This window comes from Sphingobacterium sp. HSC-15S19, assembly GCF_050433745.1.
In the GTDB taxonomy this organism is placed as follows: Bacteria; Bacteroidota; Bacteroidia; order Sphingobacteriales; family Sphingobacteriaceae; genus Sphingobacterium; species Sphingobacterium siyangense.
In genome coordinates this window covers 44577-59718 of the sequence record NZ_JBNPWQ010000036.1, presented here as the reverse complement: position 1 = coordinate 59718, position 15142 = coordinate 44577, and the positions used below count along the sequence as shown (strand labels likewise).

At 39.1% G+C, this 15142-nt stretch carries 17 protein-coding genes; 6 read left to right on the top strand and 11 right to left on the bottom strand.

Going from position 1 to position 15142, the window contains the following annotated elements; translation table 11 throughout:
* Positions 1-113: 113 nt before the first annotated feature.
* Both L1283_RS23235 and L1283_RS23230 read left to right on the top strand, forming a co-directional pair.
* Positions 114-1046 carry a DnaJ C-terminal domain-containing protein gene (locus L1283_RS23235; RefSeq protein WP_429626486.1) on the top strand — a complete coding sequence of 311 codons (933 nt, stop codon included), beginning with the start codon at positions 114-116 and terminating at the stop codon, positions 1044-1046.
* A gap of 4 nt (positions 1047-1050) precedes the next feature.
* The gene (locus tag L1283_RS23230; protein WP_088160304.1) at positions 1051-1341 is read left to right on the top strand and encodes a chaperone modulator CbpM; all 291 of its coding nucleotides are present in this window, start codon (positions 1051-1053) and stop codon (positions 1339-1341) included.
* Positions 1342-1363: 22 nt separating this feature from the next.
* Here the strand turns inward: L1283_RS23230 and L1283_RS23225 are convergent, their stop codons facing one another.
* The 5 genes from L1283_RS23225 to L1283_RS23205 all read right to left on the bottom strand — a co-directional run bounded on the left by L1283_RS23225 (position 1364) and on the right by L1283_RS23205 (position 5674).
* Positions 1364-2254: a hypothetical protein gene (locus L1283_RS23225; protein WP_429626485.1), complete on the bottom strand. Its 891-nt coding sequence runs from the start codon at positions 2252-2254 to the stop codon at positions 1364-1366.
* 16 nt (positions 2255-2270) lie between these two features.
* Positions 2271-4004, bottom strand: a complete 1734-nt coding sequence (locus L1283_RS23220; protein ID WP_429626484.1) for an energy transducer TonB — start codon at positions 4002-4004, stop codon at positions 2271-2273.
* A 30-nt stretch (positions 4005-4034) separates the two neighbouring features.
* Positions 4035-4403, bottom strand: a complete 369-nt coding sequence (locus tag L1283_RS23215; RefSeq protein WP_075991136.1) for a BlaI/MecI/CopY family transcriptional regulator — start codon at positions 4401-4403, stop codon at positions 4035-4037.
* A 150-nt stretch (positions 4404-4553) separates the two neighbouring features.
* Positions 4554-4958, bottom strand: a complete 405-nt coding sequence (gene arfB, locus L1283_RS23210) for an alternative ribosome rescue aminoacyl-tRNA hydrolase ArfB (protein ID WP_424545451.1) — start codon at positions 4956-4958, stop codon at positions 4554-4556.
* Positions 4955-5674: a DUF1003 domain-containing protein gene (locus L1283_RS23205; protein WP_088160301.1), complete on the bottom strand. Its 720-nt coding sequence runs from the start codon at positions 5672-5674 to the stop codon at positions 4955-4957. Before L1283_RS23205 ends, arfB begins: the two co-directional genes overlap by 4 nt.
* Before the next feature lie 362 nt (positions 5675-6036).
* Between L1283_RS23205 and bshA the strand changes: the two genes are divergently transcribed.
* The 4 genes from bshA (at position 6037) to L1283_RS23185 (ending at position 9776) form a co-directional block, all read left to right on the top strand.
* A complete protein-coding gene (gene bshA / locus L1283_RS23200) occupies positions 6037-7179 on the top strand; it encodes an N-acetyl-alpha-D-glucosaminyl L-malate synthase BshA (RefSeq protein WP_424545452.1) in 1143 nt (380 codons plus the stop codon).
* A 74-nt stretch (positions 7180-7253) separates the two neighbouring features.
* Complete coding sequence (gene pyrH, locus L1283_RS23195) at positions 7254-7958, top strand: UMP kinase (RefSeq protein ID WP_075991132.1); 705 nt, start codon at positions 7254-7256, stop codon at positions 7956-7958.
* Positions 7959-7987: 29 nt separating this feature from the next.
* Complete coding sequence (frr, locus tag L1283_RS23190) at positions 7988-8551, top strand: ribosome recycling factor (protein ID WP_429626482.1); 564 nt, start codon at positions 7988-7990, stop codon at positions 8549-8551.
* Positions 8552-8792: 241 nt separating this feature from the next.
* Entirely contained in the window at positions 8793-9776 is a 984-nt protein-coding gene (locus tag L1283_RS23185) for a sugar phosphate isomerase/epimerase family protein (protein WP_333885945.1), read from the top strand.
* A 44-nt stretch (positions 9777-9820) separates the two neighbouring features.
* Here L1283_RS23185 and purE read toward each other — a convergent pair whose 3' ends face one another.
* From purE to L1283_RS23155, 6 genes are all read right to left on the bottom strand, one after another.
* Positions 9821-10330: a 5-(carboxyamino)imidazole ribonucleotide mutase gene (gene purE / locus L1283_RS23180; protein ID WP_088160297.1), complete on the bottom strand. Its 510-nt coding sequence runs from the start codon at positions 10328-10330 to the stop codon at positions 9821-9823.
* 8 nt (positions 10331-10338) lie between these two features.
* Positions 10339-11481 carry a 5-(carboxyamino)imidazole ribonucleotide synthase gene (locus L1283_RS23175; protein ID WP_088160296.1) on the bottom strand — a complete coding sequence of 381 codons (1143 nt, stop codon included), beginning with the start codon at positions 11479-11481 and terminating at the stop codon, positions 10339-10341.
* A 31-nt stretch (positions 11482-11512) separates the two neighbouring features.
* Entirely contained in the window at positions 11513-12016 is a 504-nt protein-coding gene (locus L1283_RS23170) for an NADH-quinone oxidoreductase subunit B (protein WP_088160295.1), read from the bottom strand.
* Positions 12017-12018: 2 nt separating this feature from the next.
* Positions 12019-12609, bottom strand: coding sequence for an NADH-quinone oxidoreductase subunit A (locus L1283_RS23165; protein WP_088160294.1), 591 nt, complete (start codon positions 12607-12609; stop codon positions 12019-12021).
* 336 nt (positions 12610-12945) lie between these two features.
* Positions 12946-14286 carry a signal recognition particle protein gene (gene ffh, locus L1283_RS23160; protein WP_429626481.1) on the bottom strand — a complete coding sequence of 447 codons (1341 nt, stop codon included), beginning with the start codon at positions 14284-14286 and terminating at the stop codon, positions 12946-12948.
* A gap of 133 nt (positions 14287-14419) precedes the next feature.
* Positions 14420-15115 carry a zinc metallopeptidase gene (locus L1283_RS23155; protein ID WP_088160292.1) on the bottom strand — a complete coding sequence of 232 codons (696 nt, stop codon included), beginning with the start codon at positions 15113-15115 and terminating at the stop codon, positions 14420-14422.
* Between the last annotated feature and the right edge of the window lie 27 nt (positions 15116-15142).

Below are 15142 nucleotides of genomic sequence, written 5' to 3'. Positions count from 1 at the left end.
CATAAAGATAAGCAGCGGGACTTGCTTTGATTGCGATAGCTCTCGCCAATTTTTATCCGCTTGTGTGTAATCGGAAAATTAAATGTAAATTTAATACAAAACAAGTATAATTTATGGCTTTTGTAGATTACTATAAAGTGCTTGGCATTGATAAAACAGCTTCAGCTGATGAGATCAAAAAAGCATATCGAAAACTAGCCCGTAAATACCATCCTGATGTCAACCCCAATGACAATGAGGCAAAACAACGATTTCAGGAGATTAATGAGGCAAATGAAGTATTATCCGATCCCGAAAAGCGCAAAAAATATGACCAATACGGTGAACATTGGCAACATGGAGAGGAGTATGAAAAAGCGCAGCAACAATACCGTCAGTCCCAATCCGCCGGAGGAAATCCATTCGGAGCTGGGGGAAATCCATTTGGTAGCGGCGGCTCCCACGAGTACACCGGAAACTTTGATGATGGGCAATTCTCGGATTTCTTCGAACAGATGTTTGGCAGCAGACGCGGGGGAGGCCGCCAAAGTACATTTCGTGGACAGGACTTTAATGCCGAACTCAGCTTAACCTTACAAGAAGCTTACACGACACATCAACAGACCTTCAATATCAATGGAAAAAGTATCCGCATCACGATTCATGCTGGAGTGGAGGATGGTCAAAAAATCAAACTGAAAGGATATGGCAGTGAGGGCATCAACGGGGGGCCGAAGGGAGATCTCTATATCACAATTAACATCACACCAGATGCCCGTTTTAAACGTCAGGGGAATGACTTATACACTACACTTGATGTAGACCTTTATACAGCTATTCTAGGCGGCGAAGTGACCTTAGATACGTTCGGCGGAAAGGTTAAACTGAAGATTAAAGCCGAAAGTCAAAATGGCGCAAAAATGCGACTTAAAGGAAAAGGATTCCCCTTATACCGCAAAGAAGGTGAATTTGGCGACCTTTATGTCACATTGAATATCCAAATGCCCAATAATCTGTCTGCCGAAGAAAAGGCATTGTTCCAACAGTTGAAGGATTTAAAACAATAATCTTATGGAAACGACACTCATTAAAGTCATCGACTTCTGCCAGTCAAGAAAGGTTGAAACAACCTTTCTGCAAAGCATGGAGGAATACGGGCTCATACATATTGTCATTCAACAAGAAGAACAATATATCGATGAAGAGGAGCTCCAAAAATTGGAGCGTTTTTCAAATCTCTATTATGACCTTGAAGTAAACCCTGCAGGAATTCAGGTTGCTAGCCATCTATTGGAAAAAGTTGAGCAGCTCCAAAATGAAATTTTGCATTTAAAAAATAAATTGAAAGCCCTGGATTATTGATCCAAGGCTTTCAATTTATTCTTTAGAATTCGACATCCCGCTCTGTATTCACCTTAGTCTGCCAAACAATTTTGTCTTGCAATGTGGTATACAGAATTTCATAATCCCCTTTACAGGTCACAAAGGACCCATAAAAATCTCCGGGCTTCATCACGCGGTAAACAACCAGCTTTCGTTCTCCGTCAACTTCGCCATAAGCTTTCATTAACATATAGCCTGTTTTATTCACCTTTTCTTCAGGGATTTTATAATCCAAATGTGAACGGCTACTACCATCATCGGGGCATAAAATCTCTGTGCGGCTCGGGGTAAATTTATAACGATCGCGATACATAGCAACATTAGACATGACCACATCCTTCGCCCACGCGATATCGGTAAAATCCTCAGGGAAGAGAAAGATCAGCGACACCATTTTCTCTTGCCAAAGGCGCCCATTAAACGGAATTACAAAATGAAGCAGCTTTTGCCCCTTAAAAGTTGTAGTCGTATAAAAATATCGCCCCTCCTTATTTTGCTCCCGTTGAAAAGAACTTAAATCAAGTAGGTGATTTTTTTTCCCTTTTACATTTGGCGAATTGTTGACTACAGCAAGCATGTCATACTGATATTTTCCTTCCAGATGTCCAGAAAACAAAACCTGATACGCGGTATCTGAATAGCGTAAATGGCGCAATACACGACGAAATCGATTGTCAACCTGCTTTGCATTAATCGGATTAGTCTTACCTTGCCAATTTTTATCCTCCATAATATCATCCCCGAGGAATACGGTGAGCTCTTTGTTAATATTAACAAAATACTCATCTCCCTCTACAGCAAAGCCGTTGGGAACCACTTTATAGGACTTACAGGAAGAAAACATGGCCAAAACCACAATAAAATAGAAAATTTGAATGAATCTGCTCTGCATATTTATGATCTAATCTTTACTTCTTTAAATTTAAACGAATCGGCAATGTGTAAGCCACGCGTACCGGTTTACCGTTGACTAATCCCGGTTTCCATTTTTTCGCACCTTTTAGGAGCTCCAATGCCGCCTCTTTGGTTCCATAACCAAGATCTTTTTTTACATCAACATGGGATAAACTACCATCCTTTTCGACAATAAAAACCACTTCAACAATGCCATTAACCTCCCGTTTAATTGCTGCTTCAGGAAAAACAAAATTATCGCCTACCCAGATCATAAAAGATCGCATTCCCCCAATAGGTGTTGGTTGCACCTCAACTTTATCAAAAGTTACTATGTCGGACTGAAAATCCAATGAAAGATTCCAGCGGTCGCTCTCATTTTCCGTCCTTATCGATTTTACTTCCTTGAGTTGTTTTTCCGTCTCTTCACCAGATTCAGCGCCCGGGAATGAATGAGATGACATCCGGACCTTTCTGCCCAATGTGTCGGTTTCCTCCCAATAATAAGTTGTTTTTCCGCCAACGGTAACGGGCAAGGAAAGCAGCGATCGAACGACTTTCCCATTGACGATTGCAGGTTTCCATTTCCCACTTGCTTTTACAGCATTTTCCACAGCTGATGCCAGGCCATAGCCCAAATCATTCTTAGCCTTTATATGGCTCAACTCACCATTTTTCTCCACGATGGCTGTGATGACAATTACCCCGATCACATTATTCTTGATTGCTTCATCACTCACGTGGATTCTACTGGCCAATCCCACGACATACTTTTTCATTCCTCCAACTGGAATAGCCAATACCTCCGGGTCTTTGTATATCTTCCTGTCTTCATTTACCTGTTCGTTTTTTAACTCCTCAGGTTGGTTCGATAATGCCTGCTCATCAATCACAGTTAACCTATTGACGCTTTCTTCAACATCTGCTACCATATCCTTGGCCCTACTCGTATTAAAGATCAACGTAGACCCCGCTACCACCAATAGCATGGGCAACACAATCACATATAACAAGCGTTGTCTTTGTACAGATTTAACTTTAAATAACATCGTGATGCGCTGCTTTAAAAAAGAATGATTGGAAAACTCATGTGAAAAAGCCAATTGATCTGTACGTAATGCATGAGCAACCAGCATTTCTGCATAAGCCACTTTATCGGTCGAGCATATTTCATCTACAATATACTCGTGTTGAAACCTTATTTCCTTTTGAAAGAAATACACAACAGGATTGAACCAATTAAAAATTTTCAGCAGCTCAATCAACACCAAATCGTAGGAATGCCCCTGGGCAGTATGGACCTGCTCATGCCATGCAATATTCTCCTTGTTTTTAATCGATTTTCCAATCACAATCCTATTAAAAAAAGAAAAACTCAAGTATTCAGGAGAAGAGCGCATTACCCGAACAAGTTGCCTGATACGCACCGCCAGGAAAAAAAAGGCGACGGCCACTCCTATCCAATAGATCTTGGTAAGAATATCCAATAGAAAAAGAGGTTTTTCTTCGATCGGGCTCCCGATTTCGACATCCATATATGTTCCTAAATCGACCTGTGGAATATGATTGAAAATCATCTCTGTCTTGGGCAATTCAATAAAAATACCCACGGGAGCTAGTAAAGAAAATGCAACCATTCCAATCAGATAGATCCGATTCCATTGAAAAAAAGTAAGTTTTCTAAAAATCAGTTTGTAGAGCACAAAACTGATAATCAATGAAATATTGACAATCAATAAGTAAATCATAATCAAAAGTTTATAAAAGAGTATTGGTTGTTATTTATTACGTTCGATGATGGACAAGATGTCATCAAGTTCTTTGATGTCCAACCTGTTCTCTTCCAGAAAATAAGAGAGCATACTTTTGGGCGAATTATCAAAATAATTGGTTAATAACTTACCTGTAATACCTTTCTTATATTCCTCTTTTGAAATCTTTGGTAAATATTGATGACTTTTACCAAAGGATTCATGCGTTACAAAGCCCTTCGTTTCAAGAATACGAACGATGGTCGAGACCGTATTGTAAGCAGGTTTCGGTTCCGAAAGTCGATCAATAATCTCTTTGACAAAGCCACGGCCCATCTCCCAGAGCTCTTGCATAATCTGCTCTTCAGCTTTCGTTAACTCTTTAAAATCCTCCATAACTCCTCAAGAATAAATTAAATACCTGAATAATAAATCAATAGACAAGTTATAACTAAAAACATAGTTTAACAACTAATAAATTAGTTTATAAACCAATATAGTGATAATCAATTTATTATTTTTTGTCAATACGGAATATTGTCATATTTATTCATCGAAATTCTTTTTCCTTGAAGCTTTCAATTGAGATTGTTGTTTCTTTCGATCCAGCCTTTTGAGAACACTCAAATACGGAGTTTTGGTTTTCTTACGAGGTTTTGCTGGCACAAGTGCGGCCATCAATATACGCTTAAAGCGATCGATTGCGATTTCTTTATTGCGGACCTGCGACCGGTCGATATCGCATTCCAATTGCAGTATTCCTTCTTTATTTATACGATTTGCCAATGCGGTGAACACCATTGCTTTTTCTTCAACAGAAACAGCTGTCGATAGCGCAACATCCCACTGCAGCAATACTTTCGATGACACCTTGTTTACATGTTGTCCACCTGCTCCCCCCGACCTGGAAAACTTAAACGTAAGTTCTCCTATTACTCCTTCTAAATTCATTTATTTTTAAATGCTTCTTCTATTTTTTCCATCTTTTTTAATAGAAAGCTCAATTTTTCCACTTGATCCCGTTGTACTTCGACAAGTTCTTGTTCTTTGCGGATAATGAGATGATCTATTTTTTCATGCAATTCCCTGATTTCGAGTTCAGCCTTCAAGTTGACCATATAGTCATTTCTTGCGCGTTCACGATCCTTATCTTCCTGTCTGTTTTGACTCATCATAATAACCGGAGCCTGCAAGGCCGCCACACAGGACAAAATCAAGTTAAGTAAAATAAAGGGATACGGGTCAAAGCCTTTATTATTCAACCAAAAGATATTCGCTGCAATCCAAACAATCAAAAATAAGATAAAGGAAATAATAAAGGTCCAGCTTCCACCAAACTCAGCCACTTTATCTGCAACCCGATCTCCTACGCTGACTGACTCCTTATCATCTCCGTCCAGACTTGCGCTGATTACTTTATTTTCCTTAAAGCTATTGATTACCTGCTGATCCAATTGACTTAATTGCCCCGACTCATCTTTCAGAAATTCGGAGATATAAGTTTCCTTAAATCGTGTCAACTCGCTTGCGGCGATATACTTGTCCTTACTAAAACTTGGATATTCCTTTTTTATCAGCTTAAAAATAGGTTGTCGGATTGAAGCCCCCAAAATACGTTGCTCCGAAGGAAATTGCTGTCCTGAAATATCACTTATAAAGTTATCCATATACCGATTTAATGTCTATTTAAAGATAGTGCTTTTTAACCAATCAAAAAATTCACAAAACTATGGCAATTGGTTTTTGTTATTTTACGCATAAATAGACGAAATTTGCAACACAAAATTCAGGAATAAGCGTTATCAATTTTTCATGTTAGCATGAAATAATTTAAAAAGACAATTGTTAAGGTAAATAACTTCGTCGATGCCTTATGAATAAAAATAGTTTATATGTGATAGACATCACATGTCTTAGACGACAACACGCAGAATACTAACATTAGGTTCCTTGGAGCCTTTAAACACAAATTAAACAGCGCGTATAACGGAATGCCGTTAAAAATATACGCTCAGACATAATTACGCAAATGAAAATAGGAATTGTTTGTTATCCCACCTTTGGTGGAAGTGGTGTTGTTGCAACCGAACTAGGAAAGGCTTTGGCCGCTAATGGACATGAGATCCATTTTATCACCTACCGACAACCCGCACGTCTGGATTTCTTCTCTGAAAACCTATACTACCATGAGGTAGCTGTTTCGCAGTATCCACTTTTTGACTTTCTACCCTATGAATCTGCATTAGCCAGCAAACTGGTTGATGTTGTTCGTTTTGAAAAGTTGGATTTGATTCACGTCCACTATGCCATTCCACATGCATCGGCGGCATTTATGGCAAAACAGATCTTACTCACTACGTATGGCATTAATATTCCTGTAGTAACGACCTTACATGGTACAGATATTACACTGGTTGGTAAAGACAAGAGTTTTAGTCCTGTTGTTACATTCTCCATCAATCAATCCGATGGCGTAACTGCGGTATCACAGAATCTGAAAGATCAAACGCTCCAATACTTTGACATTACCCGAGACATCAAAGTGATCCCAAACTTTATTGATCTGGACAGGTTCAGCAATAAAGATCGGTCACATTTCAAAAAAGCCATTGCACCGGGCAATGAACGCATATTGGTCCATACTTCCAACTTTAGAAAAGTCAAAAATACAGAAGATGTCATTCGTATTTTTAAGAAAGTCCATGATGTCATCCCTTCCAAGTTATTAATGGTAGGTGACGGTCCTGAGCGTCGAAATGCGGAGGAGTTATCCAGAGAACTTGATGTATGCAAAGACGTCCGTTTCTTGGGGAAACAGGACGCAGTGGAAGAAATATTATCTGTATCAGATCTTTTTCTGATGCCTTCAAGTTCGGAAAGTTTCGGTCTTGCGGCTTTAGAAGCCATGGCTTGTCAAGTTCCAGTCGTCTCTTCCAATACCGGAGGTTTACCCGAGCTGAATGAAAATGGTGTAACTGGATTTCTCAGTGCTGTTGGTGATGTTGAAGATATGGCGAAAAACGCGATTTATATCTTGGAAGATGGAGAACGCTTAGAAAAATTTAAGGAAGCGGCATTAAATCATGCAAAAAAATTCCAATTGTCTAATATTATGCCTTTGTATGAGCAGTATTACCAAGAAGTCATTAATCAAACAATAAAAGCACAATAAATATCACTTTAAGGCTTAAGGGATGAAAAAAATATTTTATCTTTGACCTTTGGAAAATTTCCAAAAAAACAATTATGAAATACAAACGTATCTTATTAAAACTTAGCGGTGAATCCTTAATGGGTGACCAAAGCTATGGTATCGATATTAACCGTGTATCACAATACGCTAATGATATCAAAGAAATTCACGATCAAGGTTTAGAAATTGCAATTGTTATCGGTGGCGGTAATATATACCGTGGTCTAAGCGCTGAAAAATCAGGCATGGACCGTGTTCAAGCAGACTATATGGGCATGCTTGCCACAGTCATCAACAGCATGGCTCTTCAAGATGCGCTTGAGAAAGTTGGGAAAAAGACACGTTTGCTTACTGCGATCAAAATGGAGCAAATCTGCGAACCATTCATTCGTAGAAGAGCCGTTCGCCACTTGGAAAAAGGCCGTATTGTTATTTTCGGAGCTGGTACAGGAAACCCATATTTCACAACGGATACCGCTGCATCTTTGCGTGCAATCGAAATCAATGCCGATGCTGTATTGAAAGGAACCCGCGTGGATGGTATCTACACTGCAGATCCAGAAAAAGATCCTAGTGCAACAAAATTTGAAGAAATATCATTCACAGAGGTTTATGAGAAAGGATTAAATGTCATGGATATGACTGCCTTTACCCTTTGTCAAGAAAACAAATTACCGATCATTGTATTTGATATGAACAAACCTGGCAATTTATTAAAACTTGCCAATGGTGAACATGTCGGAACTGTGGTTAAATAATTTTAAATCTGTAAAAAACGTAATCTTATATGAACGAACTAATTTCAATTGAATTGGACGATTGTAAAGACAAGATGTCCAAAGCAGTTGCTCACACCGAATCCGAATTAACTAAAATTCGTGCGGGTAAAGCTTCTCCATCTATGTTAGATGGAATTTCAGTAGACTATTATGGTAGCGCCACTCCGCTTTCACAAGTGGCCAACATCAATACAACTGATGCACGGACTATTGTCATTCAGCCTTGGGAAAAATCGCTTATCAACGCAATTGAAAAATCTATCACAGACGCCAACCTAGGAATCAATCCGCAGAATGACGGTATCGTTATTCGTCTGAATATTCCTCCTTTGACAGAAGAAAGAAGACGTGATTTGGTTAAGAAAGTAAAAGAAGAAACTGAAAAAGGCCGTATTGGTGTTCGTAATATCCGTAAAGATGTAAACGAATCCATCAAAAAATTAAAAAATGACGGTGCTTCAGAAGATGAAATCAAAACTGCTGAAGGTGAAGTTCAAAAGTTAACAGATGCATTCATTGTAAAAGTTGATAAATTGGCTGAACTGAAAGAAAAAGATATCATGACTGTTTAAGTTTTCCTACTTGAATAGAAAAAAGGTCTGAAAAATATTCAGACCTTTTTTATTGGTATGAAGACCTCCCCACTCTTTCTCACTCTTTCCTTATAACGGACTCTTACCGCCCCCATAATACCATATCTCTCCGAAGATTTTATAATTATAAGATCAACATATTCTTCAAAAATATTCCTTGTTGTACCATTGATTTCTGAACAAATAATTGTACATTGTACACTAACAAGTAATCAATTATATGATGAACAATTCTCGCCGTCAATTTTTAAAGCAAGCTGGAATAGGTCTTTCGGCAGCTTATCTGGTGCCCAACTTTATATCTTGTCAAAATAAAGCCGGTGCAATCAGCGACAATCCATTACAGAATATAGGCGTACAGCTTTATTCCATCCGCGATTTAATGGATAAAGATCCGAAAGGATCTTTGGAACAAATTGCCAAAATTGGGTATAAACATGTTGAGCTCTATGGGATAGACGCCACTACCAAACAGTTCTGGAAATTGCCCTACAAAGAGTTGAAGAAAATATTGGATGATAACGGTCTAAAAACACATTCAGGCCATTATGATATGTCCAAATACCTCAGTAAAGCTCATACCGACAAAGAAGACCTTGCGGTTTATTTTGATGCAGCAAAAGAACTTGGTCAAGAATATGTGATTGCTCCTGTAACACCGATGTTTGATCTGAATGCATTGAAAAAAGACGATTATCTCTATGCTGCAGAGCAATTGAATAAGGCTGGTGAACAGGCTAAAAAATTAGGTCTAAAAGTTGCTTATCACAACCATTTCTGGGAATTTAGGGATCTAGGCAATAATACGACGGGTGAAGAGGTGATGTTAGCATTCACTGAGCCTGATTTGGTCGATTTTGAATTAGACCTTTTCTGGGCAGAAAAAGCGGGTAAAAACCCGATAGCTTTGTTTGAAAAATTCCCCAACCGTTTTAAACTTTGGCATGTCAAAGATATGGATAAAACAAAATCCAATCCTATTGAATGGCCCAAAGATGGGAAATTGCCGATTGAGCAAATCTTCAATGATATCAAGTATACCGAAGTGGGGACCGGAAGCATCAACTTCCCTGAAATCGTCAAAGAAAGGAATAAAGCCGGACTTAAATATGCTTTTGTTGAGCAAGACAATATCTATATGCCAAATAAGATGGAAAGTCTCAAAAAAAGCTACGATTATGTACAGGCAAATCTTACAAAATAAAAAAGGGAGCAATGCTCCCTTTTTTATTTTGTAAGATTGTCAGCTTAAAATTCGGTATCTTCTACCTCTACTGCAGTCTCGATTACTTTTCTCGCCAACTCTTCTTTAAATTCGATGATATTCTTGCTGATTGTTTCATCATGTGTACCAAGAATCTGAGCCGCCAATATACCTGCATTCTTCGCCGCATTTAAAGCGACAGTTGCTACAGGAATACCATTTGGCATCTGAAGAATAGAAAGTACCGAGTCCCATCCATCAATGGAATTTGATGATTTTACAGGAACGCCTATTACGGGTAAATGTGTAATAGAAGCGACCATTCCTGGCAAATGCGCCGCACCACCCGCTCCAGCAATAATAACTTTCAAACCACGAAATGCTGCATTTTTCGCATAATCAAACATACGTTGTGGTGTACGATGTGCTGAGACGATCGTTACCTCAAATTCCACCCCAAGGGCTTTGAGCACATCTATAGCATCCTGCATAACAGGAAGGTCTGATTTGCTTCCCATGATAATGCCTACCTGGGCCTTATTATTGACTGACATAGTATTGTTTAAGCTTTAACTTTTAATATTTCTTGTACTTTTCTTGCATTGGAGATCGCTTTCTCCCGATCATCATTGATGATACAAACATGGCCCATCTTGCGGAATGGCTTCGTATATTTCTTTCCATATAAATGGATATATACGCCTTCCATTGCCAACACCTCTTCTACTCCCTCATATTTGGCCAATCCTTCATAGCCAGGTTCACCTAACAGGTTAATCATAACGGCATTCGTTCTGCATCTGGTATCACCTAACGGTAGATTGAATATAGCCCTTAAATGCTGTGCAAATTGCGACACATAATTACCCTCTATTGTCTGGTGACCACTATTATGAGGGCGCGGAGCCAATTCGTTGACCAAAATATCACCATTTTTCGTTAGGAACATCTCTACAGCCAATATACCCACGATCTGCAAATCATCGGCAATCTTTTTTGCTATAGCCTCTGCGCGTTGTTGAATCTCTACACCATACAAAGACGGCGCAATCAAAAATTCCACCAAGTTAGCCTGAGGATTAAATTCCATTTCCACCATTGGAAATGTAGACACCTCCCCCTTATCATTCCGGGCAACAATGACCGCAATTTCCTTTTCAAAATCTACCCATTCTTCAATTAAGCTAGGTTCTTCGAACGCATCTTGTATATCCTGCTGGGTGACAATCTTCTTTACCCCTTTTCCATCATATCCATCCTTACGTAATTTCTGGATATAGGGTAAGCTTAATGAGGCATTTACTAAATTATCCTTATTGGATATCAATTGAAACGCCGAAGTTGGTATATCGTTTTGTTTAAAAAATTGCTTTTGTAGACCTTTATCTTGAATCAGACGAATGATACGTGATTGTGGATATACAATTACTCCCTCTCCTTCCAGTTTCTCCAAAGCATCTACATTCACCTTCTCGATCTCGATCGTGATCATGTCCAGATCCTTACCGAAATTATAGACCGTTTCAAAATCGCCCAATGAACCACATTCAAATTTATTGCACAACTTGCGACAAGGAGCATTCTTATCCGGGTCCAATACATGAACATTTACATTGTAATTAATGGCTTCCTGGATGAGCATTCTTCCCAGTTGACCACCGCCAAGAATACCCAATTGCAATTCACCATAAAAATCTTTTGCCATAATTGATTTAAAATCTTATAAAATTTATCTTTTAAGCTTTTCCGCTGAACAATTGCTCACCTAACAAGCTTTCTTTGTCTATCTTTTTTTGCAATTCAATAAAAGCACCAATTAGCGCCTCGGGACGTGGTGGACATCCCTGGACATAAACATCCACAGGGATAATGCGATCCACCCCCTTGACCACATGATAACCATGCTGCCAATATGGACCACCACAGTTGGAACAAGAGCCCATCGAAATAACATATTTAGGATCTGGCATCTGTTCATATAGTTTCTTGATACGATCGGCCATCTTAAAGGTAACCGTTCCAGCAATAATGATCACGTCGGATTGCCTTGGAGAAGGCCTTGGAAATACGCCCATCCGATCTAAATCGTAAGTTGAAGCCATTGCCCCCATCATTTCAATGGCACAGCAAGCAATACCAAAGCTCATAGGCCACATTGAAGATAATCTTGCCCAATTCAGCAAATCATCTAATTTGGCAACAATAACACCATTATTCTGCAATTGACTATCTAAACTCATGCTTACTCAGTTTTTTTAAATCGAGGTTTAAAGGCTGGTTTCGGTGTCGACACCTGTTCATCTATCGTTGTTTTGTGCGCGACAGTTTCATCTACAACCAGTGCATAATCACGCACCTGATAAGTCTTACTATTCAGGCTTGCATAGGCGCTATCCGGGATAGGTACAGGAACTTTAGGTAAGGACACATTTGGTTTAACCCATTCTAAATCGCCCTTTTTCCAGACAAAAACCAATCCTAGAATTAAAATACCAATGAACATAGCCATTTCAATCATGGTAAACCATCCCCACCTTCCATCTGCCGCAATATATTCGGACTGTCCAAATACAGTGGCCCATGGAAAAATAAAAATAAGCTCCACATCAAAAAGTAAAAATACGAGGGCGATCACATAAAACCGTGGATTAAACTGAACCCAAGAAGAACCAATGGGATCCTCTCCACATTCGTAGGTACCAGATTTGATGGGATTATTCTTTTTCGGAGAGATTAAACGTGCAAGAAAAATGGTCGCACAGACTAACAGCGCCCCTATCAGAAGAATGATAAGGATTTTGCCGTATTCCGATAATTGCGCGGGGTCATCCATAATAATTACAAATTTAACAAATATTTCGTTCACTCGGGTGAGGAACTTGAAATTACGAATTATTTCTTTAAAAACAGTTCGAATTTTGCGGAATCAACCAGCAGTATCCTGTCCGCAAGTAACCTAGATTCATCTTGTACAGCGCATAGTAGAAACGAAAAAATTAATCAAAAAGGCAATACAATGATCAAAACCTTCATGACTTCGCAGACTCCAACAGCAATGAAAGCGGAATGAAGATTCTTTCTGGCCAATAAGATTAGACACTTTCAGAAAAAAAAAATAGGGCATCGTATAAAACGATGCCCTTCTTATGATGTAACTATTCTCTAAAAATTACATTTTTCCTGGCATTTTGGGCATATTACGCATCATTTTAGCTGCCATCGCTGGATTAGACATCTGCTTCATGACTTTACGCATATCACCAAATTGTTTCAATAACTTATTCACTTCATTAATATCAGTACCTGATCCTTTCGCAATACGTAAACGACGTTTTTGATCAATGACATCTGGATTTTCGCGTTCAAAAGGTGTCATGGAATCGATAATCGCTTCAATGGGTTTGAAAGCATTGTCATCTACTTCAATATCTTTCATTGCTTTACCAACACCAGGGATCATTCCCATGAGGTCTTTCATATTACCCATTTTCTTGATTTGTTGAATCTGGGATTTAAAATCGTTGAAATCGAATTTATTCTTACGGATTTTCTTTTGGAGCTCTGCAGCTTGCTTCTCATCAAACTGTTGCTGCGCACGTTCCACTAAGGATACGACGTCACCCATACCCAAAATACGGGATGCCATACGATCAGGGTGGAATACATCCAATGCATCCATCTTTTCACCTGTACCAATAAACTTAATGGGTTTATTAACGACAGATTTAATCGACAATGCAGCACCACCGCGTGTATCACCATCCAACTTAGTCAATACTACACCTGTAAAGTCCAGACGGTCGTTGAACGTTTTAGCCGTATTCACGGCATCTTGACCAGTCATTGAATCCACAACAAATAGGATTTCGTCTGGTTTTGTCGCTTCTTTAACTGCAGTAATCTCTACCATTAAAGGCTCATCGATCGCCAAACGACCAGCTGTATCGATGATTACGACGTTATTTCCATTACGTTTTGCTTCTTCCACACCGGCTCTGGCAATCGCAATAGGATCGTTAGATTCACGATTCACATACACTGGTACGCCCACTTGTTCCGCGAGCACTTCCAATTGATCGATCGCTGCAGGACGGTAAACGTCACCAGCCACCAATAATGGTTTTTTATTCTTTTTATCTTTAAGGTACAAGGCCAACTTACCTGAGAACGTTGTTTTACCAGCACCATTCAAACCCGCAATTAAAATGACTGTTGGATTTTTTCCAGTCTCAAGCTCTGTAACAGATCCGCCCATCAAAGCTGTCAACTCATCATTCATGATCTTCGTCAACAATTGGCCCGGGGAAATACTTGTCAGTACATTTTCGCCTAAAGCTTTTTGTTTAACATCGTCGGTAAAAGTTTTGGCAGTTTTATAATTCACATCGGCATCCAACAACGCTTTGCGAATTTCTTTCATCGTTTCTGCAACGTTGATCTCGGTAATACTACCTTGTCCTTTTAATACTTTAAAGGCCCTATCTAACTTATCTTGAAGATTTGAAAACATAAAATCTGAATCTTATTCTATATAAACAGCAAAGTTAAAAAAATTGTCTATAGTAACCTCATTAACACACCATAAAAAATGCGACTATAAAAAATAATCGCATTTTTGTAGGGTAAAGTTACAATACCCGTATTTAATCACTTCTACGGCCACCGAATAAAATCGATGCATAATATAAAAGTGTCACCAACGCACTTAACGCTGCTACAACATATGTCATCGCCGCCCATTTCAAAGCATCTTTTGCACCGTCATGCTCTTCACCATTATAGGTTACACCAGCATGGTTTAACCATTCCAGCGCGCGGTTCGACGCATCAAACTCGACAGGCAAGGTGATAAAAGAAAATAAGGTTGTAATAGCCAGCGCCCCAACTCCAACAGCTAAAAGCCATGGATTACCACCTTTAGAAAAAGCAAACAGCATAACGCCCAACATCAATACCCATGAAGTCATTTTGGAAGCCGCATTGACCATCGGTACCATTGCCGAACGGAAACCCAACCATTTATAGGCTTTGGCGTGCTGTACAGCGTGACCACATTCGTGTGCCGCTACCGCTGCAGCTGCAACACTGCGACCACTGTAAACTTCAGGGCTTAAATTAACGGTTTTATCCGACGGATTATAGTGATCTCCCAAACGATCTGGGATAGACAATACCTTTACATCATATATACCGTTATCATTTAACATTTTTTGCGCAATCTCAGCTCCAGACATCCCGTTGCTCAAAGGCATTTCGGAGTATTTCTTAAATTTGTTTTTGAATCTTGTTTGGACAATTAGGCTTACCACCATTATTCCAATAAATAAAATCAAGTACATAGCTATTCAATCGTTTTATAGTTATAA

Excerpts from the sequence above, each read along its gene's own strand:
- L1283_RS23235 (WP_429626486.1), top strand. The coding sequence starts at position 114 with ATGGCTTTTGTAGATTACTATAAAGTGCTTGGCATTGATAAAACAGCT.
- L1283_RS23230 (WP_088160304.1), top strand. The coding sequence starts at position 1,051 with ATGGAAACGACACTCATTAAAGTCATCGACTTCTGCCAGTCAAGAAAG.
- L1283_RS23225 (WP_429626485.1), bottom strand. The coding sequence starts at position 2,254 with ATGCAGAGCAGATTCATTCAAATTTTCTATTTTATTGTGGTTTTGGCC.
- L1283_RS23220 (WP_429626484.1), bottom strand. The coding sequence starts at position 4,004 with ATGATTTACTTATTGATTGTCAATATTTCATTGATTATCAGTTTTGTG.
- L1283_RS23215 (WP_075991136.1), bottom strand. The coding sequence starts at position 4,403 with ATGGAGGATTTTAAAGAGTTAACGAAAGCTGAAGAGCAGATTATGCAA.
- arfB (WP_424545451.1), bottom strand. The coding sequence starts at position 4,958 with ATGAATTTAGAAGGAGTAATAGGAGAACTTACGTTTAAGTTTTCCAGG.
- L1283_RS23205 (WP_088160301.1), bottom strand. The coding sequence starts at position 5,674 with ATGGATAACTTTATAAGTGATATTTCAGGACAGCAATTTCCTTCGGAG.
- bshA (WP_424545452.1), top strand. The coding sequence starts at position 6,037 with ATGAAAATAGGAATTGTTTGTTATCCCACCTTTGGTGGAAGTGGTGTT.
- pyrH (WP_075991132.1), top strand. The coding sequence starts at position 7,254 with ATGAAATACAAACGTATCTTATTAAAACTTAGCGGTGAATCCTTAATG.
- frr (WP_429626482.1), top strand. The coding sequence starts at position 7,988 with ATGAACGAACTAATTTCAATTGAATTGGACGATTGTAAAGACAAGATG.
- L1283_RS23185 (WP_333885945.1), top strand. The coding sequence starts at position 8,793 with ATGATGAACAATTCTCGCCGTCAATTTTTAAAGCAAGCTGGAATAGGT.
- purE (WP_088160297.1), bottom strand. The coding sequence starts at position 10,330 with ATGTCAGTCAATAATAAGGCCCAGGTAGGCATTATCATGGGAAGCAAA.
- L1283_RS23175 (WP_088160296.1), bottom strand. The coding sequence starts at position 11,481 with ATGGCAAAAGATTTTTATGGTGAATTGCAATTGGGTATTCTTGGCGGT.
- L1283_RS23170 (WP_088160295.1), bottom strand. The coding sequence starts at position 12,016 with ATGAGTTTAGATAGTCAATTGCAGAATAATGGTGTTATTGTTGCCAAA.
- L1283_RS23165 (WP_088160294.1), bottom strand. The coding sequence starts at position 12,609 with ATGGATGACCCCGCGCAATTATCGGAATACGGCAAAATCCTTATCATT.
- ffh (WP_429626481.1), bottom strand. The coding sequence starts at position 14,286 with ATGTTTTCAAATCTTCAAGATAAGTTAGATAGGGCCTTTAAAGTATTA.
- L1283_RS23155 (WP_088160292.1), bottom strand. The coding sequence starts at position 15,115 with ATGTACTTGATTTTATTTATTGGAATAATGGTGGTAAGCCTAATTGTC.